This window comes from Bradyrhizobium sp. 482_C4_N1_8 (genome assembly GCF_052075965.1).
In the GTDB taxonomy this organism is placed as follows: Bacteria; Pseudomonadota; Alphaproteobacteria; order Rhizobiales; family Xanthobacteraceae; genus Bradyrhizobium; species Bradyrhizobium barranii.
The window spans coordinates 8,746,288-8,765,894 of the sequence record NZ_CP197231.1 but is presented as its reverse complement, the minus strand read 5'-3'; the positions used below and the strand labels follow the sequence as shown (position 1 = coordinate 8,765,894).

General features: G+C 65.4%; 16 protein-coding genes. 4 read left to right on the top strand and 12 right to left on the bottom strand.

Annotated elements, in window-relative coordinates; genetic code table 11:
• Nucleotides 1-36: 36 nt before the first annotated feature.
• Nucleotides 37-2,106, bottom strand: a complete 2,070-nt coding sequence (locus tag AB7Z56_RS41570) for a prolyl oligopeptidase family serine peptidase (RefSeq protein WP_063985940.1) — start codon at nt 2,104-2,106, stop codon at nt 37-39.
• Nucleotides 2,107-2,293: 187 nt separating this feature from the next.
• On the opposite strand from AB7Z56_RS41570, the gene AB7Z56_RS41565 reads away from it, so the two are divergent.
• Nucleotides 2,294-3,541 (top strand): MFS transporter, encoded by a 1,248-nt coding sequence (locus AB7Z56_RS41565; RefSeq protein ID WP_063985939.1) that lies wholly within the window; start codon nt 2,294-2,296, stop codon nt 3,539-3,541.
• Between the two features lie 177 nt (nt 3,542-3,718).
• Nucleotides 3,719-4,954 (top strand): MFS transporter, encoded by a 1,236-nt coding sequence (locus AB7Z56_RS41560; RefSeq protein WP_063979960.1) that lies wholly within the window; start codon nt 3,719-3,721, stop codon nt 4,952-4,954.
• A gap of 127 nt (nt 4,955-5,081) precedes the next feature.
• Here AB7Z56_RS41560 and AB7Z56_RS41555 read toward each other — a convergent pair whose 3' ends face one another.
• Nucleotides 5,082-5,576, bottom strand: a complete 495-nt coding sequence (locus AB7Z56_RS41555) for a VOC family protein (RefSeq protein ID WP_063979959.1) — start codon at nt 5,574-5,576, stop codon at nt 5,082-5,084.
• Between the two features lie 90 nt (nt 5,577-5,666).
• Entirely contained in the window at nt 5,667-6,212 is a 546-nt protein-coding gene (locus AB7Z56_RS41550; RefSeq protein ID WP_063985937.1) for a carboxymuconolactone decarboxylase family protein, read from the bottom strand.
• 136 nt (nt 6,213-6,348) lie between these two features.
• On the opposite strand from AB7Z56_RS41550, the gene AB7Z56_RS41545 reads away from it, so the two are divergent.
• Both AB7Z56_RS41545 and AB7Z56_RS41540 read left to right on the top strand, forming a co-directional pair.
• Entirely contained in the window at nt 6,349-7,548 is a 1,200-nt protein-coding gene (locus AB7Z56_RS41545) for an acyl-CoA dehydrogenase family protein (protein WP_063979958.1), read from the top strand.
• 182 nt (nt 7,549-7,730) lie between these two features.
• Nucleotides 7,731-8,870, top strand: coding sequence for an acyl-CoA dehydrogenase family protein (locus tag AB7Z56_RS41540; protein ID WP_063979956.1), 1,140 nt, complete (start codon nt 7,731-7,733; stop codon nt 8,868-8,870).
• 290 nt (nt 8,871-9,160) lie between these two features.
• Here the strand turns inward: AB7Z56_RS41540 and AB7Z56_RS41535 are convergent, their stop codons facing one another.
• From AB7Z56_RS41535 to AB7Z56_RS41495, 9 genes are all read right to left on the bottom strand, one after another.
• The gene (locus AB7Z56_RS41535) at nt 9,161-10,198 is read right to left on the bottom strand and encodes an amino acid ABC transporter substrate-binding protein (protein WP_063985936.1); all 1,038 of its coding nucleotides are present in this window, start codon (nt 10,196-10,198) and stop codon (nt 9,161-9,163) included.
• A 55-nt stretch (nt 10,199-10,253) separates the two neighbouring features.
• On the bottom strand, nt 10,254-10,847 hold the full coding sequence (locus AB7Z56_RS41530; RefSeq protein ID WP_028151979.1) for a L,D-transpeptidase: 594 nt from the start codon (nt 10,845-10,847) through the stop codon (nt 10,254-10,256).
• A 449-nt stretch (nt 10,848-11,296) separates the two neighbouring features.
• Nucleotides 11,297-12,271: a hypothetical protein gene (locus AB7Z56_RS41525; protein WP_063979955.1), complete on the bottom strand. Its 975-nt coding sequence runs from the start codon at nt 12,269-12,271 to the stop codon at nt 11,297-11,299.
• Nucleotides 12,272-12,355: 84 nt separating this feature from the next.
• Nucleotides 12,356-12,919 carry a thioredoxin family protein gene (locus AB7Z56_RS41520; protein WP_283017826.1) on the bottom strand — a complete coding sequence of 188 codons (564 nt, stop codon included), beginning with the start codon at nt 12,917-12,919 and terminating at the stop codon, nt 12,356-12,358.
• Nucleotides 12,920-12,950: 31 nt separating this feature from the next.
• A complete protein-coding gene (locus AB7Z56_RS41515) occupies nt 12,951-13,649 on the bottom strand; it encodes a cytochrome c biogenesis CcdA family protein (protein ID WP_063979953.1) in 699 nt (232 codons plus the stop codon).
• Nucleotides 13,650-14,178: 529 nt separating this feature from the next.
• Nucleotides 14,179-14,790: a sigma-70 family RNA polymerase sigma factor gene (locus tag AB7Z56_RS41510; protein WP_028151983.1), complete on the bottom strand. Its 612-nt coding sequence runs from the start codon at nt 14,788-14,790 to the stop codon at nt 14,179-14,181.
• A 322-nt stretch (nt 14,791-15,112) separates the two neighbouring features.
• Nucleotides 15,113-15,844 carry a response regulator gene (locus AB7Z56_RS41505; RefSeq protein ID WP_028151984.1) on the bottom strand — a complete coding sequence of 244 codons (732 nt, stop codon included), beginning with the start codon at nt 15,842-15,844 and terminating at the stop codon, nt 15,113-15,115.
• Between the two features lie 24 nt (nt 15,845-15,868).
• Nucleotides 15,869-17,614 carry an ATP-binding response regulator gene (locus tag AB7Z56_RS41500; protein ID WP_441256815.1) on the bottom strand — a complete coding sequence of 582 codons (1,746 nt, stop codon included), beginning with the start codon at nt 17,612-17,614 and terminating at the stop codon, nt 15,869-15,871.
• Nucleotides 17,584-19,584, bottom strand: coding sequence for a sensor histidine kinase (locus AB7Z56_RS41495; RefSeq protein ID WP_223154137.1), 2,001 nt, complete (start codon nt 19,582-19,584; stop codon nt 17,584-17,586). The genes AB7Z56_RS41500 and AB7Z56_RS41495 overlap by 31 nt, the downstream gene beginning before the upstream one ends.
• Between the last annotated feature and the right edge of the window lie 23 nt (nt 19,585-19,607).

Genomic DNA, 19,607 nt, shown 5'->3' with positions numbered 1-19,607 from the left:
TCGTGATGCGATCAAAGTCCACGAGGGGCTGCGCGCCTACGCCTCCCCGTCCTTCCACCCGATCCTGTCCTTCAAGAACCGGAAGCCGATCACCTCGAAGCCGGCGCGCTCCTTGTTGTCCTTGCCGTAGCCGTGGCCGCCGGCTTCCGGCTCGTAGAACCAGGCCTCGTAGCCCATCGCCTGCAGCTTTGCGGCCATCTTGCGCGCGTGGCCGGGATGAACGCGGTCGTCGCGCCGTGTCGTGGCGATCAGGATCGGCGGATAGGACTGGCCGGCCTTCACGTTGTGATAGGCCGAGTAGGTCTTCAGCCACTCCCACTCTTCGGGCTTATCAGGGTCGCCATATTCCGCGATCCAGCTCGCGCCCGCGAGCAGCTTGGTGTAGCGGCGCATGTCGATCAGCGGAATGGTGCAGAACAACGCGCCGAAGCGCTCGGGGTAGCGCACCAGCATGTTGGTGATGAGGATGCCACCGTTCGACCCGCCTTGCGCCGCGATCCGCTTTGCTTTGGTCACGCCGCGTCGCACGAGATCGGCGGCAACGGCCGCGAAATCGTCGTGCGAGAGTTTCTTGCCGGCGAGCCGGCCGGCGTCGTGCCAGCGGGTGCCGAACTCGCCACCGCCGCGCAGATTCGCCTGCACGATGGTGCCGCCGCGCTCGAGCCACAGCTTGCCGAGCGAGGGGTTGTAGTACGGCTTCACCGCATGGGCGAAGCCGCCATAGGCGCTCATATAGACGGGCGCATCGCCGGTCTCGCTGGCCGGACCCGTTTGCACATAGGGAATGCGCTCGCCGTCGATCGAGATCGCCTCGTGCTGTGTGACCACGAGGCCGTCGGCGGTGAACGTCTTCGGCGCCTGCTTCAGCACGGTCGGGCTTGCGACGCCGCGCTCCAGCAACAGCAGCGACGGCGGCGTGAGCGGGTCCTGCACATTGGCGAGCAGGTCTCCATTGCTCTCGGACGGATGGCGATCGAGCGGCCAGATGTCGACGACGCCGATTTGCGGGAGTCCGGGAAGCGTCTCGCGGCTCCAGCCGCCGGCGGATGGTGTGAAGATCTCGAAGCGCGGCTGCAGCTCGTCGAGGATCGACAGCACCAACTTTCCCGCCGCCCAGAACAGACCTTGCAGGGCCTGCCGCGGCCCGGGTTCGAACAGGACGATGAAATCGCGGTGGCCTGAAAGGAACGCGGAGAGCGAGATGCCGAGCACCGTGTCGGTGGCGTAGGTCCGCCCCTCGACCGTCCAGTCCTTGCGCAGCTTCATCGCGAACCAGTCGCCATGCGCCTGCAGCCAGATGCCGGTCGGCAGATCGAGCTTCGTCGTCGCACCAGCCGCATCGCGCAGCCAGATCGCATGATTGAAGAAATCGATCTGGTCGACGATCCAGACCCGCGGCGCCGGTCCCGTGTCGTCGGCCATGCCTGACATCGCCATGTGATCGGCCGTGGTCTCGAGGATTACCTGGGCCTGATCGACGGGCTCGCCGCGCCGCCACACGCGAACGGTCCGCGAATATCCGGAAGTCGTCGCCATGCCCTCGCCGTGGGCGCTCGACAGCACCAGCGTATCGGCATCTATCCAGTCCACGCCGCCCTTGGCCTCCGGCAGCGTAAATCCGTCCGCAACGAAGCTCTTCGTGTCGAGGTCGAATTCCCGCAAGGTGACGGCGTCGCTGCCGCCGCGCGACAGGCTCAGAATCGCCCGCGAGTGTCCCGGCATCGTGGCGATCCCGCTCAGCAGCCAGTCCTCGCCTTCGCTCGCCGCGAGCTGGTCGATGTCCAGCATGATCTCCCACGCCGGATGCGGTTTGCGAAATTCCGCCAGCGTGGTTTGCCGCCACAGGCCGCGCGGGTTGGCGGCATCCTTCCAGAGATTGTGTAGATCGCTGCCGCGCCGGCTGACATAGGGGATGTTGTCGGGACGATCGTAGATCGCCGCGAGGACATCGCGGTCGCGCTCGAAGGCCGCGCCCCCGAACGCGGCGAGCGTCAGCTGATTCTGCCGCGCGACGAAATCGAGCGCCTGCTTGCCTTCGATCTCCTCCAGCCAGAGCCAGGGATCGTCGTCGGGAGCGCTGAGCGTGGGTCGGTCGTCGACAGACATGAACGAAACTCCCAAGGATCGCGGCGGATAGGATTTGATCGAGCGCAAGCCGTCAAGCGCGCAGGCCCGGTATCATCCGCCCGATTGCGTCAGAGGCATGGCCTGCGCCCGTTTGCGCCGGTTGCCCGCCCTCCCGCGCCCCTCCATAGTGCCGGGAATCAACAAGTCCTCTCGGGCGGAAATGCCGATGTTAGACGTGACTACAGCCCACGAAATCGCTGCCGACGCCCGCGTGCGTGCCAATGTGGTGCGCCTTGCCGCGGCGCAAGCGCTGACCGGCGCCAACTCGGCGGTGATCTTCGCCACCGGCTCGATCGTCGGCGCGACGCTCGCGCCCGACATGTCGCTCGCGACGGTGCCGCTGTCGATGTACGTCGTCGGGCTTGCCGCCGGCACGCTGCCGACCGGCGCGATCTCGCGCCGTTTCGGCCGCCGCTGGGCTTTCGTCATCGGCACCGGCTGCGGCGTCCTCACCGGCGTGCTCGGCTCGTTCGCGATCCTGCATGCCTCGTTCGCGTTGTTCTGCGTCGCGACCTTCCTCGGCGGCCTCTACGGCGCGGTGGCGCAATCCTATCGCTTCGCCGCCGCCGACGGCGCGAGCGCGGCCTACCGGCCGAAAGCTGTGTCCTGGGTGATGGCCGGCGGCGTGTTCGCCGGCGTGCTCGGTCCACAGCTCGTGCAATGGACCATGGACGTCTGGTCGCCCTATCTGTTCGCCTTCAGCTTCCTGGTGCAGGCTGCGGTCGCGCTGGTCGCGATGGGCATCGTCGCCGGCGTCGACATGCCGAAGCCGGCACCGGCAGATCTGCACGGCGGCCGGCCGCTGCTCGACATCGTGACCCAGCCGCGCTTCATCGCGGCCGCTTTGTGCGGCGTCATCTCCTATCCCATGATGAACCTGGTGATGACCTCGGCGCCGCTCGCCATGAAGATGTGCGGCCTCAGTGTCAGCGATTCCAATTTCGGCATTCAATGGCACATCGTCGCCATGTACGGCCCGAGCTTCTTCACGGGCGCGCTGATCGCCCGATTCGGCGCGCCCAAGATCGTCGCCGCCGGCCTGCTGCTGGAGGCCGTGGCCGCCGGCATCGGTCTCTCCGGCCTCACCGCGATGCATTTCTGGGCCACGCTGATCGTGCTCGGCGTCGGCTGGAATTTCTCCTTCATCGGCGCCTCCGCGCTGGTGCTCGAGACGCACCGTCCGCAGGAGCGCAACAAGGTGCAGGCCTTCAACGATTTCCTGGTGTTCGGCATGATGGCGATCGGCTCGTTCTCCTCCGGCCAGCTGCTGGCGAATTACGGCTGGTCGGCGGTGAACATGGTGGTTTTCCCGCCGGTGGTGCTCGGCCTCGCCGTGCTCTCGCTGGCGTCCTGGGCCCGCCGCCGCAAGGCGCGGCTGGACGCAGCGATGGGCGAATTCCCGGATGCGATCTGAGTTGGCAGGAGGCTGTCAGCAGCGTTGATAGTTCGATCCAGGTCGAAGTGATTTTCTGAGGTGAGATAATAGATGCTGCGTCATGGCCGGGCTTGTCCCGGCCATCCACGTCTCGGGACGTCGAAGAAAGAACGTGGATGCCCGGGACAAGCCCGGGCATGACGGAGTAGGCGGCAAATGCTCGACAATCCTCAACAGCCCCGAATCGACGAATCCGCGCTCCGCTACGAAGGCTGGCGCATCGTCGCGGTCTGCTTCCTGCTCGCGACCTTCGGCTGGGGGCTCGGTTTCTACGGCCAGAGCGTCTATGTCGCCGAGCTCCAGCGCGCGCGGGGCTGGCCGGCCTCGCTGATCTCCTCGGGCACGACGTTCTTCTATCTGTTCGGTGCGCTGCTCGTCGTCTTCGTTGGCGAGGCCGTCAGAAAATATGGCCCGCGGCTCTGCCTTATCGCCGGCACGCTGGCGATGGCGGCGGCCGCGGTCGCGATCGGCGCGGTGCGCGAGCCCTGGCAGCTCTATCTCGCCGATGCCGTGCTCGCCTTCGGCTGGGCCGGCACGAGTCTCGCCATGATCACCAACACGATCAGTCTGTGGTTCGACCAGAAGCGCGGCATGGCGATCAGCCTTGCGCTCAACGGCGCCAGCTTCGGCGGCATCGTCGGCGTGCCGCTGCTGGTGACCCTGATCGGCCACATCGGCTTCGCCAGCGCGATGTACGCGGCCGCCGGCGCCATGCTGGTGTTGCTGCTGCCGGTGATCCTGCTTCTCGTCGGCCGGCCGCCCGATCTTCACGGCTGGCACGCGACGGCGAAGGCCAGGCCGCAATCGTCGACGGAGATCCGCGCATGGGCGTTGCGCGACGTCGGCTTCCTCACGGTGACCATTGCGTTCGCGCTGGTGCTGTTCGCGCAGGTCGGCTTTATCGTGCACCTGATCTCGTTCCTCGATCCCGTGATCGGCCGCGAGCGCGCGGCGGTGGCGGTCGCGGTGCTGACCGCGATGGCGGTGATCGGCCGCGTGCTGTTCTCGATGGTGATCGACCGCCTCAACCAGCGGCTGGCTGCAGCACTGTCGTTCCTGAGCCAGGCGGCGGCGCTTTGCGTCGTCATCAATTTGCACAACGACTATGTGCTGATCGCGGCCTGCGCGGTGTTCGGCTTCTCGGTCGGCAATCTCATCACGCTGCCGTCGCTGATCGTGCAGCAGGAATTCGACTCCGCCTCGTTCGGCGTGCTGATCAGCCTCAACACCGCGATCAACCAGGTGACCTATGCGTTCGGCCCGGGCGTCGTCGGCTTCCTGCGAGATTTCTCGGGCGGTTACGCGCTGCCGTTCTATCTGTGTATCGCGCTGGAGGTGGCGGCCGCGGCGCTGATCATGGTGCGGGGGAAGCCAAAAGCGAAAACGGCATAGAGGCGCGACGGCGCCTTAACACACTCCGTCATTGCGAGCGCAGCGAAGCAATCCAGGCTGCCACTGCGGAAAGATTCTGGATTGCTTCGTCGCTTCGCTCCTCGCAATGACGAGGAGAGAGCGGTATTTAAGCCTCGCGCTGCTTCAGCAACCCCTCGACATCCAGCCGCTTCGTGAACATCGCAAGCTTGCCGTCCGGCCCGAGCGGCCATTGGTCTTTCGGCTTGTCCCAATACAGCTCCACGCCGTTCTCGTCGGGATCGCGCAGATACAGCGCCTCGCTGACGCCGTGGTCGCTCGCGCCATCGAGCGCAATGCCGGCCGACAGCACGCGATGCAGCGCATCCGCCAGTGCGGGCCGCGTCGGATAGAGGATCGCGGTGTGGAAGAGACCGGTCGTGCCCGGCGGCGGCGGCGAGCCGCCCTTGCTCTCCCAGGTGTTGAGCCCGATGTGGTGATGATAGCCGCCGGCCGAGATGAACGCCGCGCCCGAGCCCATGCGCTGCATCAGCTCGAAGCCGAGCACGCCGCAATAGAAGCCGAGCGCGCGATCGAGATCGGCGACCTTGAGGTGAACGTGGCCGATCCTTGTGCCGGCATTGACGGCTGGGCTTTGCGACATGGTGCTGCTCCGTTGACCAACTCCAGATAAGGCCGGCTCCGGGACAGTGCTACCTGCCTATCCCGAAACCCATCGTTTCCAGATACGAAACTATGAGAGCTCCGGCACCTCGCCCTCCGGCAGCTCGAACTCGAACGTGTTCAGCGTCATCGACACCATTGTGTAATAGCCGCACAGCCCGATCACCTCGACCACGCCGCGCTCGCTGAGGACCTTCACCGCTGCATCGTAGAGGCCCTTCTCGACGCCATGGCCTTCATGCAGCGACTTCGCGACGTCGTAGATCATCTTTCCCTTGGGATCGTCGAAGACAGGCGTGCGGCGATCGCGGATCGCGTCGATGATCTCAGGATCCATGCCGCCCTGGAGCGCCAGGCGCTTATGCGCATACCATTCGTAATGCGCAGTCCAGTGCCGCGCCGTCACCAGGATCGCGATCTCCGAAAGCTTGGCGGGGAATATCGTGTCGTAGCGCAGCACTTCGCCGAGCCGCGTGGCGTGACGGGCCATGTCGGGGCTGTTGAGCCAGGCCATCATCGGCGCCGGCGGCTTGCCGCGCTTGCCGGCAATCGACTCGTCATAGGTCTGCCGCTGGCTCTCGTTCATTTCGCCAGGCGAAAGTAGTTTCAGGCGCATTGTTATTTCCTCTTTGTTTTCAAGCTCGCCGTGGCGGCGACTATAGCCGAATGCAGCGCCACGGAAGTGGTTGAATTCCACGGTGCGATGGCTCAGAGTCGCGCCCAACAAGTCTTTTTGATTGATGGAAACGACCATGAGTGAATCTGAACCCGCCGATCTTGAGAAATTCCGCAGCGAGACGCGCGCCTGGCTGGAAGCCAACTGCCCGCCGGAGATGCGCAAGCCGGTGACCTCAGACAGCGACGTGTTCTGGGGCGGACGCAATACGAAATTCGCGTCAGAGCCGCAGCGCCTCTGGTTCGAGCGCATGCGCGACAAGGGCTGGACCGTGCCTGACTGGCCTAGGGAATATGGCGGCGGTGGCCTGAGCGCCGCCGAGCACAAGGTGCTGCGCGCCGAGATGGCCAGGATGGGCGCGCGTCCGCCGCTGTCGAGCTTCGGCATCTGGATGCTGGGGCCGGCGCTGCTCAAATACGGCAACGAGGCGCAGAAGAGGGAGCACCTGCCTGACATCGCGGCGGGCCTGATCCGCTGGTGCCAGGGCTATTCCGAGCCGAACGCCGGCTCCGATCTCGCCTCGCTCCAGACCCGCGCCGAAAGCGATGGCGACGATTTCGTCATCACCGGCTCGAAGATCTGGACCTCCTACGCCAACTACGCCGACTGGATCTTCTGCCTGGTGCGCACCGATCCCGCCGCGAAGAAGCACGACGGCATCAGCTTCATCCTGTTCGACATGGCCTCGAAGGGCGTGACGACCAAGCCGATCCTGCTGATCTCGGGCTATTCGCCGTTCTGCGAAACCTTCTTCGACGGTGTTCGCGTGCCGAAATCGCACGTGGTCGGCACGGTCAACCGCGGTTGGGACGTCGCAAAATATCTGCTCCAGCATGAGCGCGCGATGATATCAGGCATGGGCGAGCGCGGCGTCGGCCGGCCGCTCGGCCAGATCGCGGCGGATTCCGTCGGCACCGATGCACAAGGCAAGCTCGACGATTCCATGCTGCGCGGCCGGATCGCGAGCTTCGACGTCGATGAGGCCGCGCTCGCCGCTTGCGCCGAACGCGCGGTCGATCTCGCCAAGGCCGGCCAGGCGCATCCGGCGTTCTCGTCCGCGATGAAATATTACGGCACCGAGCTCAACAAGCGCCGCCACGAGATCCTGATGTCGGCCGGCGGCGTCAACGCGCTGGAATGGGAGAGCGAGCGCTCCAGGCAGGGCGCCCGCCCGCGCGCCTGGCTGCGCACCAAGGCCAACTCGATCGAGGGCGGCACGACGGAGGTGATGCTCGGCATCGTCGCCAAGCGCATCCTGGATTTGCCGGGAGCGTGAGGCACGCTCTCACCACCCGTCATTCCGGGGCGCGCGACTTGTCCGCCGAAGCTCGAAGAGCGAAGGCGGAAGCGCGAGCCCGGAATCCATACTCCCGATCGTGGTTATGGATTCCGGGCCTGGCCCTTCGGGCCATCCCGGAATGACGGACCAAAAATAGATTTCGAATCGGAAACACGCACATGGCCCTCGTCCTCACCGAAGAACAATCGATGCTCCGCGACTCAGCGCGCGGGCTGATCAGCGACAAGGCGCCGGTGTCGCACCTGCGATCCCTGCGCGACAACAAGGACCCGACCGGCTTCTCCAAGGAGCTGTGGCATTCCTTCGCCGAGATGGGCTTTGCCGGCCTCCTGGTGCCGGAAGAGTTCGGCGGCAGCGGCCTCGGCTTCATGGAGGCCGGTGTCGTGATGGAAGAGATCGGCCGCACCTTGATGCCGTCGCCGTTCCTTGCCACCAGCGTGGTGGCGGCTTCGGCGCTGAATCGCGGCGGCAATGCTGCGCAGAAGTCGGAATTTTTGCCGAAAATTTCCAACGGCTCGCTGCTCGCGACGCTCGCGATCGACGAAGGCGCCAAGCATCGCCCGCTTCAGACCAGCCTCCAGGCGGTGCGCGCCGGCAACGGCTTCAAGCTCTCCGGCGCCAAGGCGCTGGTCGTCGACGGCCACGTCGCGGACCTCTTCATCGTCGCGGCGCGCACCGCTGGCGCCGCCGGCGAGCGTGAAGGGCTGACGCTGTTCCTGGTCAATCCCAAGGCCAAGGGCGTTGCGATCGAGCGCACCATCATGGTCGATGCGCACAACGCGGCACGGATCGAGCTTGCCAATGTCGAGGTCAACGCCGATAGCGTGCTCGGCGAGGTCGATCAGGGCGCAGCGCTGCTCGACGGCGTGCTCGACATCGGCCGCGGCGCGGTCGCCGCCGAAATGGTGGGCTTGAGCGAAGAAGTCTTCAACCGCACCGTCGAGTACCTCAAGAACAGAAAGCAGTTCGGCAAGCTGATCGGCGAATTCCAGGCACTCCAACACCGTGCCGCCGAACTCTATGTCGACATCGAGATCACCCGCGCCGCCACGATGAAGGCGCTGCAGGCGCTCGATGCCGACGTCGCCAAGGCCGCATCAAGCGTCGCCGTGGCCAAGGCCCGCGCCGGCACCACCGCCACGCGCGCGGTGCAGGAAGGCGTGCAGATGCATGGCGGCATGGGCATGACCGACCAGTTCGACATCGGCTTCTTCATGAAGCGCGCCAGGGTGTGCGAGGAGCTGTTCGGCGACGCGAACTACCACACCGAGCAGCTGGCAAGGGCGCGGGGGTATTGAGGCGAGTGGATGTGAGGCGCGAGGACGTGCCTCACACGCGGTGTCGTCGCCCGGCTTGACCGGGCGACCCAGTACGCCGCGGCCTGTCCGCATACGATTGACGTCTCGGAATACTGGATCGCCCGGTCAAGCCGGGCGATGACAGTTGAGAGTGTGGAGAGCGCCTGCCCCAAGCTCCGTCATGGCCGGGCTAGTCCCGGCCATCCACGTTCTTGCGGTGCCTCAAAAACGTAGATGCCCGGGACTAGCCCGGGCATGACGATTGAGAGCGTGGCTGCAACCGAAGTCTATTACCGCATCGGCGGCGCGTACTGCACGCCGCCGGCATTCCACAGCTGGTTCATGCCGCGCGGGATCTTCAGCTTGGACTTCTCGCCGATGTTGCGCTCGTACATCTCGCCGTAATTGCCGACGTTGCGGATGATGCGGACGACCCAGTCCTTGGTGAGGCCGAGCTGCTCGCCGTAATTGCCCTCGGTGCCGACCAGGCGCATCACTTCCGGCTTCTTCGACTTCAGCGCCTCGTCGATGTTCTCCGAGCTCACGCCGAGCTCCTCGGCGTTGATCATCGCGTAGAGCGTCCACTTCACGATCATCATCCAGTCGTCGTCGCGCTGGCGCACCACGGGTGCGAGCGGCTCCTTGGAGATCATGTCCGGCAGGATCATATGGTCGCCGGGCTTGGAGAGATTGAGCCGCAGCGCGTAGAGCTGCGAGACGTCGGCGCTCAGCGTGTCGCACTTGCCGGAGTCGTAGGCCTTCACCACGTCATCCAGCTTGTCGAACTTCACCTCTTCATACTTCATGTTGTTGGCACGGAAGTAGTCGGCGACGTTGAGCAGCGTTGTCGTGCCAGCCTGCACGCAGACCTTGCTGCCGGTCAGGTCCAGCGAAGTCTCCTTGTTGCGTGAACGCGGCAGCATGAAGCCGGCGCCGTCGTAATAGGCCACCGCCGGGAAATAGAGGTCGTAGTCGAGCTCGCGCGCCATGCTCCAGGTCGAGTTGCGCGAGAGGATGTCCACCTTGCGGCTCTGCAATTCCTTGAAGCGCTCGCTGGCGTCGAGTGGAACGAACTTGGCCTTGCCGGGATCGTTGAAGATGGCGGCTGCCACCGCGCGACAGAAATCGACGTCGAATCCGGTCCAGTTGCCCTTGTCATCGGGGATCGAGAAGCCCGGCAGGCCCTTGTTGACGCCGCACAGCACCTCGCCGCGGCGAACGGTGCGCTTCAGGGTGCGGGTATCGTAGAACTCATAGATCACCGCCAGGGCGCCGACCAGTACGGCAACGGCGAGCCCGATCAGCAGGCCGCCTCGAAAAGTGCGCATCATGTTGCTCTCTCGAAATAATCGGGAAAAGGACTATTCGCTAAGGCGAGGAAGATCAGAGTTCGGGCTTCTGTCGGATGACCACCTTGGTGCCAACCGGGACGCGATCGTAGAGATCGGCGACGTCATGGTTGACGAGACGGAAGCAACCCGAGGATACCTTGGTGCCGATCGTATCAGGACGGTTGGTGCCGTGGATGCGGTAGACGGTGGTGCCGAGATACATGGCGCGGGCACCGAGCGGATTGCCGGGGCCGCCGGCCATGAAGCGCGGCAGATAGGGCTGGCGCTGGATCATCTCCGGCGGCGGCGTCCAGTCCGGCCACTCCTTCTTGTTGGTGATGTTCACGAGCCCCTGCCATTGGAAGCCGTCGCGGCCGACGCCGATGCCGTAGCGGATCGCGCGCCCGCCCGGCTGCACCAGATAGAGGTGGCGCTCGGCTGTCGAGATGATGATGGTGCCCGGCGTCTCGGTGGTGCGGAAGTACACGACCTGCTTCTGCCATTCCGGCTCGAGCTGGTAGGCGTCGTCGGCGACCAGGCCCGGCTCGTCGCCGCGGTCAGGCTGCTGGGCGGAGGCGTACGAGGTGGTCAGGACCAGGCCCAGCGCCGCGATGAACGCCCCGGTCAGGCGACGATAATCCGTCATTTCAAGCTCTCCCCGCTGCCACAGCGTAAATCATTCGGACCATCTGAACTCAGGGGCAGCTTCGTGGCAAGTTCATGGCACGCCCGGCTGGTATGTCACGAGAATGCTTTGGTTTTTTGACGAGGCCGGGCAATGCCACAAACAGGGGATGGCGCGAAAAGCCTAGATTGTCGCGGCAATGGTGGTGCGCTCCCTCCCCCGCTTGCGGGGGAGGACGATCGCACAGGAGTTCCTAGCGGCGGTCTGAGCGCGCGCCTCGTCCTTCGAGACGACCGCTTCGCGGTCTCCTCAGGATGAGGCTAAGACGCATCGGAGCCCGTCGAAATTGTCGCCGCGCACTCCGTCCTCATCCTGAGGGCCCGCCGTAGGCGGGCGTCTCGAAGGATGGCCGCAGGCGACTCTGTCAGATCGCCTTCAAATGCGATCGCGACGCCGCAAGCGGGGGAGAGCTAAATCTTGTTATTCTGCGCCGCGATCCCGAGCCGTCGGACGATTTCGGCACCCACCGCTCGGGCCTCGATCCGCGACCCGATTCGTGGGCTGCGAAAGCGTCGCCCCGAGCGCAACCGGATCGTAACGATGCAGTGCTCGTCCTCGGACCGGCCGCGGCGGTCGACGGTGATCGTCTTCACGTCGTGCCCCTCGATATGGTCGGCGCGCGGCGTGCCGTCGCCCCACAGGCGTTCGACGCGGATATCGCTCTCGCGGATGATCCAGAACGCGCCGGTCACCAGGTTGGCGTATCGGTAAACCGCGAATGCGGCGATCGCGCCGAGCGGCAGCAGCAGGATATCGACATGGCTGGGCGGCCATCCACGCCAGAGCTTGTAGGCGTAGGGAACGGCGGACAAGGCGACGGCGATCAGCGCGACGATCCTTATGTCCCGCGCGGAAAACGCCTCGAGGGGGTCGCCGAGACGCATCTCGGGATTGCTGGCATCGAGCGGATTGACGGGTGACTCGACATCGGGGACATCGAACTGTGCGGCGATCCGCGCCACGGTGTCGCGAACATGCGTGACGTCGGAGATCGGCGGGGACGTCAGGCGTTCCCCCGAGGCCAGCGTGAAGGCCAGCTGGAAACGGGCTTTCGCCCGCTTGCTGCCGGGAACCTGTAATCCCCTGATGTCGTCTTTCGCGACGACCCTGGTCCGGAGCTTTCCGAACGGACGCTGTTGCCCGATCAGGATCTCGTTCGGTGTGATGATCCACACCACCGCCGGCGCCAGCATGATGCCGACGACGAACGCTGCTCCGACGAGCAGCGCGGCCACCGAGACGATCACTTCCAACGTGTCGTGCGTGAACAGGCCCGGCGTGAAGCACAGCGCCACGGCGGCCGCAAAGCCGGACATGACCAGCCGTTGCGCGATCGAGGCGCCTTCGCGAAGGCGAATGTCGGTGCTGGTGGTCGCGTCGTCCATTGCGGGCGCTGATTCCGTCGCTCGGGAAACTCCACGGACGGGTCCGTGGAGTCAAGCAACAACGGCGGCAGCGGCGATCCGGCCTCAGCTGTTGGCGTTCAGCAGCTTTGCCACGGTGCGGTCGATCTCGTCGTAGCGGCCCTCGCCCTCGTGCTGGAACACGATCTTGCCGTTCTGGTCGATGATGTATTGCGCCGGCCAATACTGGTTCTGGTAGGCGTTCCAGGTCTTGGAATCATTGTCCTGCGCCACCGGATAGGTGATGCCGTGGCGCTTCAGCGCGGCCTGCACATTGGCGGCGGAGCGCTCGAACGGGAATTCCGGCGTGTGCACGCCGACCACGACGAGGCCCTTGTCCTTGTACTTGGCGTAGAGGTCGGTGACGTGCGGCAGCGTGTTGACGCAGTTGACGCAGCCATAGGTCCAGAAGTCGACCAGCACGACCTTGCCGCGGAGGTCGGCGATGCTGAGCGGTTTCGAGTTGAACCAGGTGTTGATGCCGGTGAAGTCGGGCGCGGTCTGCTGGCTCGCGGCAGCGGTGACGACAGGGGCGGCGCGCGCGGCCTCGTCGCAGATGCCGGGGATGACGGCGCCTGTTACGGCCATGCCGATCAGTGCGGCGGAGACGGCGAGCAGTTTGAAAGTCATGGAAGCGTCCTCCGGTGAAGATGAGGGATGATCACAGGCCGATCTGGCCGGTGGGATAGAATCCTGTGAGCCACGCCACGATCAGCGTGTCGTATTGGAAGTAGGCGGCGACCGCGAAAGCGATCACGACGACACCAAAGCCCTGCTGCAGCCGCGGCGAGATCCGCGCAAGGCTGCGCACGCGCGTGGTCGCAGCCTGTCCGCCATAGGCGATCGCGAGCATCGGGATCGCTGCGCCGATGGCATAGGCAATCAACAGCACGCCGGCCCAGCTGGCGTTCTTCGACGTCGCGACCAGCGTCAGGATCGAGCCGAGCACGGGACCGGCGCAGGGCGTCCAGACCAGGCCGAGCGTGGTGCCGAGCACGAGGCCGCCGAGCGCACCCTCGCGCTGTACGGCGCCGGCATTGCCGAGATCGAGCCAGCCGTTGAGCCGGATCGACAGCCATTCGAACGGCGCCGGCCACAGCATCAACAGGCCGAAGCCGAGCAGCAGGATCGACGCGGCCTCGCGCAGCACGTTCGGATCGAAGTCGAACAGCCGCGTGATCGCACCCAACAGCAGCGCGGTCGCCGAGAACGAGACGACGAAGCCGAGCGCGATCATCGCGGGCCGCAAGTGGCCCGCCCGCCCGATCGAGGCGCCAAGCAGGATCGGCAGCATCGGCAGCGTGCAGGGCGCGGCGATGGTCAGGATGCCGGCAAGGACGGCGAAGACAAGTTCGAGCATCGGGCACTCGTGAAGGAGGTCACGAGGGCAGTTCGGGATGGCTGCGCGGGTTGTTACGTGGCGTCACGCCTTCGTGAGGGGCGGCTGCCTGGTGTGGGGCGTGCCGGGCGGCATTGCGAGGCAGCCCTGTTGGCCACAGCGCCGGCGCGCTCCCTCCCCCCTTGCGGGGGAGGACGGGGGAGAGGGGTGGCCCCGGGAAAGGTCTATCCATCCGCGATCGTGCCGTGCACGACAAATCGAGGGAGTCCCCATGCGGTACCCCTCGAGGGAATGATGGAGCGGTGCCCGCCTCACTGGGTGGCGAGAATGGGCCTCGGCGACCACCAAATACAAAACGACCCGGAGGGGGGCATCCCGTCCGGGTCGTTGGAAGTCTTGGGAGGTTTAACGAAACCGTATGTGAGCTTTATAGGAGGGAAGTTTTTCCGCCTGATGTTGTGCTTTGTTTCAATTATTGCGTCGGCGGTAACACTTCCGTGTCAGGGGACAGGGCCGAAACCTCGGTCCTATCCCATTGAAATCCTTGGTCTTAGGCAGCGAAACGGTCGACGCCGGCGCCCTTAAGCAAATCGGCCAGTTGCTTGCGGGCATAGAACATCCGGGTCTTCACCGTGCTCTGCGGGATGCCGATGATCTGACCGACCTCCTCCACCGACTTCTCATGGTAGTAGACGAGGTTGATGATCTCGCGATGCGCGGGCGACAGTTTTTGCACGCAGGCGCGCAGGATGGCGCTGGTGTCGTTGCGGTCGAGCGAGGTCTCGGGCGTCTCGGCATCGTCAGGAATCTGGCGCACGTCGTCCTGGTCGATGTCCTCGAAGCGGCGCTGGCGCATCGCGGTCAGCGCTTTGAAGCGTGCGATCGAGAGCAGCCAGGTCGAAACCTGCGAGCGGCCCTGGAACTGGCCTGCCGTGCGCCACACGTCGAGGAACACCTGGCTGACCAGGTCTTCCGCTGTGGTCGCGTCACGCACGATGCGCAAGATGAAGCGATAAACCCGCACATTGTGCCGGCAATAGAGGATGTGCATGGACGTCCGGTTGCCGTCCGCAATGCTCTCCAGGAGCATGTCGTCCGAGGTCGCCTGAGCGGCAATGATGCTCTGGCTGGCTTGGGCGTTGATGGCGATGACGTTCGGCATTGACTTAGCTCCCCGTAGCGCCGCAACCGAGCGGCGTTTCCTTGGACCAAAGTGTTAATCAGCGAACGTTTCGGGACGTCTGCACGAAAAGCGAAAAATGGTTTCGTGCGCCGCCAAATTGTTTCGTCGGACAGGCCGCGACGAAACATTCGGGGCGAAAAGCCGTGGAATTTCAATGTACGGAAAATACGGGGGTGGGGATTGGGGAGCGCCCGGGGCAGCCGGGAACGAAATTCCGGGCTTTGCGTTCGGTCGCGCCACCCATGCCGTCATTCCGGGGCGCGAAGCGAGCCCGGGACGACAGCGGTAGGTGCCGCGCGCCCTACGCCTTCTCGCCCGCGGGCGAGAACAGATAGCCGCCGCCGCGGATGGTGCGGATCACGGCCGGCTTGGTCGGGTCGGGCTCGATCTTGCGGCGGATGCGCATGATGCGCAGATCCACGGCGCGGTCGAAGGCTTCGGCGTCGCGCGCATTGGCCAGTTCGAGCAGGCGCTCGCGCGACAGCACGCGCTTCGGATTGGCCGCGAACACTTTCAGCAGCCCGAACTCGGAGGCGGTGAGCGGGTGCTCGTTGCCTTCGTCGTCGCGCAAGGCCTGCGCTTCGAGGTCGAGCCATTTGGTGCCGAAGCGCACCAATTGATCCTTGTCCGATTTGGCGGGCGCGGTCTCGGCCGCCTTCACCGGCGTGCTCCGCCGCAACACCGAGCGGATGCGCGCCATCAGCTCGCGCAGCTCGCAGGGCTTTGCCACGTAATCGTCGGCGCCGAGCTCGAGACCGACGACGCGGTCGATCGGGCTCGCGGTCGCCGTCAGCATGATCACGGGCACGTTGATGCGGCTCTTGAGGTCGCGGATGATCGAGAGGCCGTCTTCCTCGGGCATGTTGAGGTCGAGCACAACGAGGTCGGGCATGCTGCCGTCGATCGCGGTGCGCAAGCTCTTGCCGCCGTCGCACAGCGTCACGGTGAAGCCGTGCATCTTGAGGTAATCGCCGACCATCTCCCGGGCCGGGGCCTCGTCGTCGACGATCATGATGTGCTGGCTTTGGGTCATATCACTCAGATCTCGGTACTCGAATCACGGCAACTCGGTCGCGGGCAGGGTGATGGTGAAGGTCGATCCCTTGCCGGGACCGTCGCTCTCGGCCGTCACCTCGCCGCCATGCATGTCGATAATACGCTTGACGATGGAAAGCCCAAGCCCCGTCGAGCTCTCGCCCGCGGTCGGTTTGGCCGACAGCCGCTGGAACCGGCCGAACAGGCGGCCGAGATCCTCCGGCGAGAGGCCGGCGCCCTCGTCGCTGACGCGGACGACGGTATCGCTGGCCTCATGGGTGACGGCGACCATGATCTTGCCGCCGATCGGTGAGTATTTGATGGCGTTGCTGATCAGATTGTCGATCGCCTCGCGGATGCGGTCGGTGTCGCACATGGTGACGATGTTGGGCGGCGCCGTGACGCTGATCGCCTGCTGCTTGTTGACCGCGAGCGGGTGGTTGGCATCGGCGACCTCTTTCACCAGCGCAGCGACGTCGACCGGCTCGCGGCGGATGGTGATGTCGAAGGCATCGGCCATCGCGTCCGAGATCAGATGATCGACCATCGTGGTCAGGCGCTTCGTGGCATCGCGGATGTGATCGACCTGGGCGACCACGCCGTCGGACGAGGCGCCGGTCGAGATCAGCTCCTTCAGCATCTCGGTGCGGCCGAGGATGACGCCGAGCGGATTCTTGAGGTCGTGGGCGACGGTGCCCAAAATCTCGTTCTTGAAGCCGTTGGCGCGCTGCAGTCGCAGCCATTGCGCCGAGAGGCGGCGGTTGGCTTGCATCAGCGCGCGGGTACGCTGGGCGACGCGGTCCTCGAGCTGCGTGTTGGCGTCCTGGAGCTGCTGGTAGAGGATGACGTTGTCGAAGGCGATCGAGAGCCGGCTGGAGAAGATCTCGACCAGCGAGCGGTCGGTCTCGGACAGCTCGCGCTCGGCCTGCAGCAGCACCACCACCTCGCGGCCGGAGCCGGTCCGCAGATAGATCACGCTGCGGTGGTCGGCGAATTCGTTCTTGCGGCCCTGGAACGCGGCTTCCACCATCGTCCGCAGATCGGGGTCGAGCGCCTTCGACGAGGTCGTGCCGATGAAGCGGCTGTAGCAGCCGCTGCCGGCGAGCACGGAGAGCTCGGGGTCCACGCCGCCATTGTCGCGCAGCACCAATATGCCGGCGCAATCGACATTGAGCAGCGAGGCGAGCTGGGTCAGCACGCCCTCGGCGAGCCGCTGCATCGACTTGAAGTCGTATAGCGTCGAGGCGGCGTCGATGATGATCTCGAGCCCGCGCCGCGTCTGCACCATGCGCTCGAGCTGCTGATAGGAGCGCAGCGCCGCGGTCAGCGAGGTGAACAGCTTGTCGGCGGTGAGCTCGGTCTTGGCCTTGTAGTCGTTGATGTCGTACTGGACGATCACGCGCCGCTCCGGCGCCTGGCCGGGCTGTCCCGTGCGCAGGATGATACGTACGGTCTCGTTCTTGAGCTCGTTGCGGATGAACTCGACCAGCTCGAGGCCGGCGACATCGGTCTCCATGATGACGTCGAGCAGCACGGCGGCGATGTCGCCATGCGCGGCCATCAGCTTGCGACCTTCCGCCGCGGAATGGGCGGAGAGGATCTCCAGCCCCTGGCCGTTGAGGCTGTAGTCGGACAGCGCGAAGCGGGTGCCGTCATGCACGGCCGGATCGTCGTCGATGACGGCGATCTTCCACTTCCGTGCGTTCTGGTCCTCCGGTGCGGTACCGGTATCGTCGATCAGGTGGAGGACATCGTCCTGTTCGGCCATTGAGAAGTCCCGTCAGTCTCTGTGCTTTGCGCGCCGCCCTTGGCGACCCGGGGCATGATAATGCGAAAAGTAGTGCCTTGTCCCAGCTTGGATTCCAGCATCATGCGCCCGCCGAGCTGCTGGGTGACAAGGTTATAGACGATATGCAAGCCGAGTCCCGTACCACCTTCATTGCGCCGGGTGGTAAAGAATGGGTCAAAGGCCTGGCGCTGCACGTCAGGGGTCATGCCGGCCCCGTCATCGGCGAAGATGATCTCGATGTCGTCGGTCCCGCGCGGACGCGCCGAGATCGTGATCGTGCCGGCGCGGCCGTCGGCAAAGGCGTGGTTGGCGGCGTTGAGGAAGAGGTTGGTCAGGATCTGGCCGTAGGAGCCTGGATAGCCGTCGAGCAGGAGCCCCTCGGGCACGTCGGCCTGGAGCGTGATCGGCGAGCGCTTCAGGACCGGACGCAGGCTGGCGATGATCTGGTCGGTGGCTTCGCTGAGTGAGAACTGCCGCCGCTCGGCATGCGAGCGGTCGACCGCGACCTGCTTGAACGACTGGATCAGCTCGCCGGCGCGGGTGAGGTTGGCGACGAGCTGCTGCGAGGCGTCGCGCGAGGACTGCACGAACTCCTCCAGCTGCGAGCGGCGCAGGCCGCCGTCGCCTTTGAGCTGGGCCTCGAAGATCTCGGTGCGCCGGGCGAAGCTGGAAGCGACGGTCAGGCTGATGCCGATCGGGTTGTTGACCTCGTGCGCGACGCCGGCGACGAGGCCGCCGAGCGCCGCCAGCCGTTCGGCGTCGATCAAATTCTGCTGCGCGGTGTTGAGCTCGAGCAGCGCGCTCTCGGCCTTCTCCTTGGACGCGCGCAGCTCGTCCTCGGTCTCGCGTTTCGCGATCGCGTTCTCGCGGAACACCTCGACGGCGCGCGCCATGGCGCCGACCTCGTCGCGTGCCTTGGTGCCCTGCACTTCGCGGTCGAGGTCGCCGAGCGTAATCGCGCGCATCGCGGTCATGATCTGCTGCAGCGGCAGGCGGATCGACAGCGCGATCAGCACGCCTGCGGTGAGGATGATGCCGAGGAAGATCACCGCGATCGACAGCACCCGCCGCGAGATATCGGCCAGGGTACGATCAAACGTCTCCTGCGCCTTCTGCTCGCGCTGGCGCATCTTCGTGGAGAGGTCGTCGATGGCGCCGATCGCCTCGGCCTGGCTGGCGTCGATGGTGTTGCGCAGCAATTCGGTGCGGCTCGTCAGCTGCTCGGAGAGCTTTGCGAAACCCTCGCGCAGCGCCATGGTGCGGGTCCCGAGCCGTTGCAGCGCCATGCGCTGCAGGTCGTTGTCGGCGAGATCGATCATGACCGGAATGGTCTTCTCGATCGTCTCGGTGTTGCGGCGCGCGTCGTCGGCGGCACCGGGCGAGAGCGACAGATAGTAGGAGTTGGCCGCCACCAGCATCGCGGTGAAGGCCTCGCGCGACTTGCCGAGCGAGGGCCAGATCAGGGCGTCGCGATGGCCGGTGGCGCCCTCGATGATGGAATAGAGACCGGCCATGTCCCTGGCCGGGCCCTGCACCTGCTCCTCATAGGTCTTGGCGATGGTCGCCTGCACACTGCGCAGCTCGCCGAAGCCGTTGAGGAAGCGGTCGGTGGTGCGCTCCAGCTCCTCGACCGAGCCCGACAGCATCGGGTCCTTGGCGGCACGGTCGGTCAGCGTGCCCAGCACCGCCTCGCGCAGCAGCAGGATCTCGGCGAACAGGTCCGGGCTCGGCTGGTTGATGTAGCGGTGGATCAGATTGTGCAGGCGCCCGGTCTCGCTTTCGAGCAGCGCCAGGATGCGGTCGGACTCGCGCACCTGGCGGACGTCGCCCCAGGCCGAGCCCAGCACCTGCGTGCCGTTCCAGATCAGCCCCACCAGCACCACGACCACGGCCGAGTTCAGCGCCGCGATCGACAGGATGCGCCAGCGGATCGGCACCGCGCGGAGCATCCCGACCAAACGTGCGCGCAGCC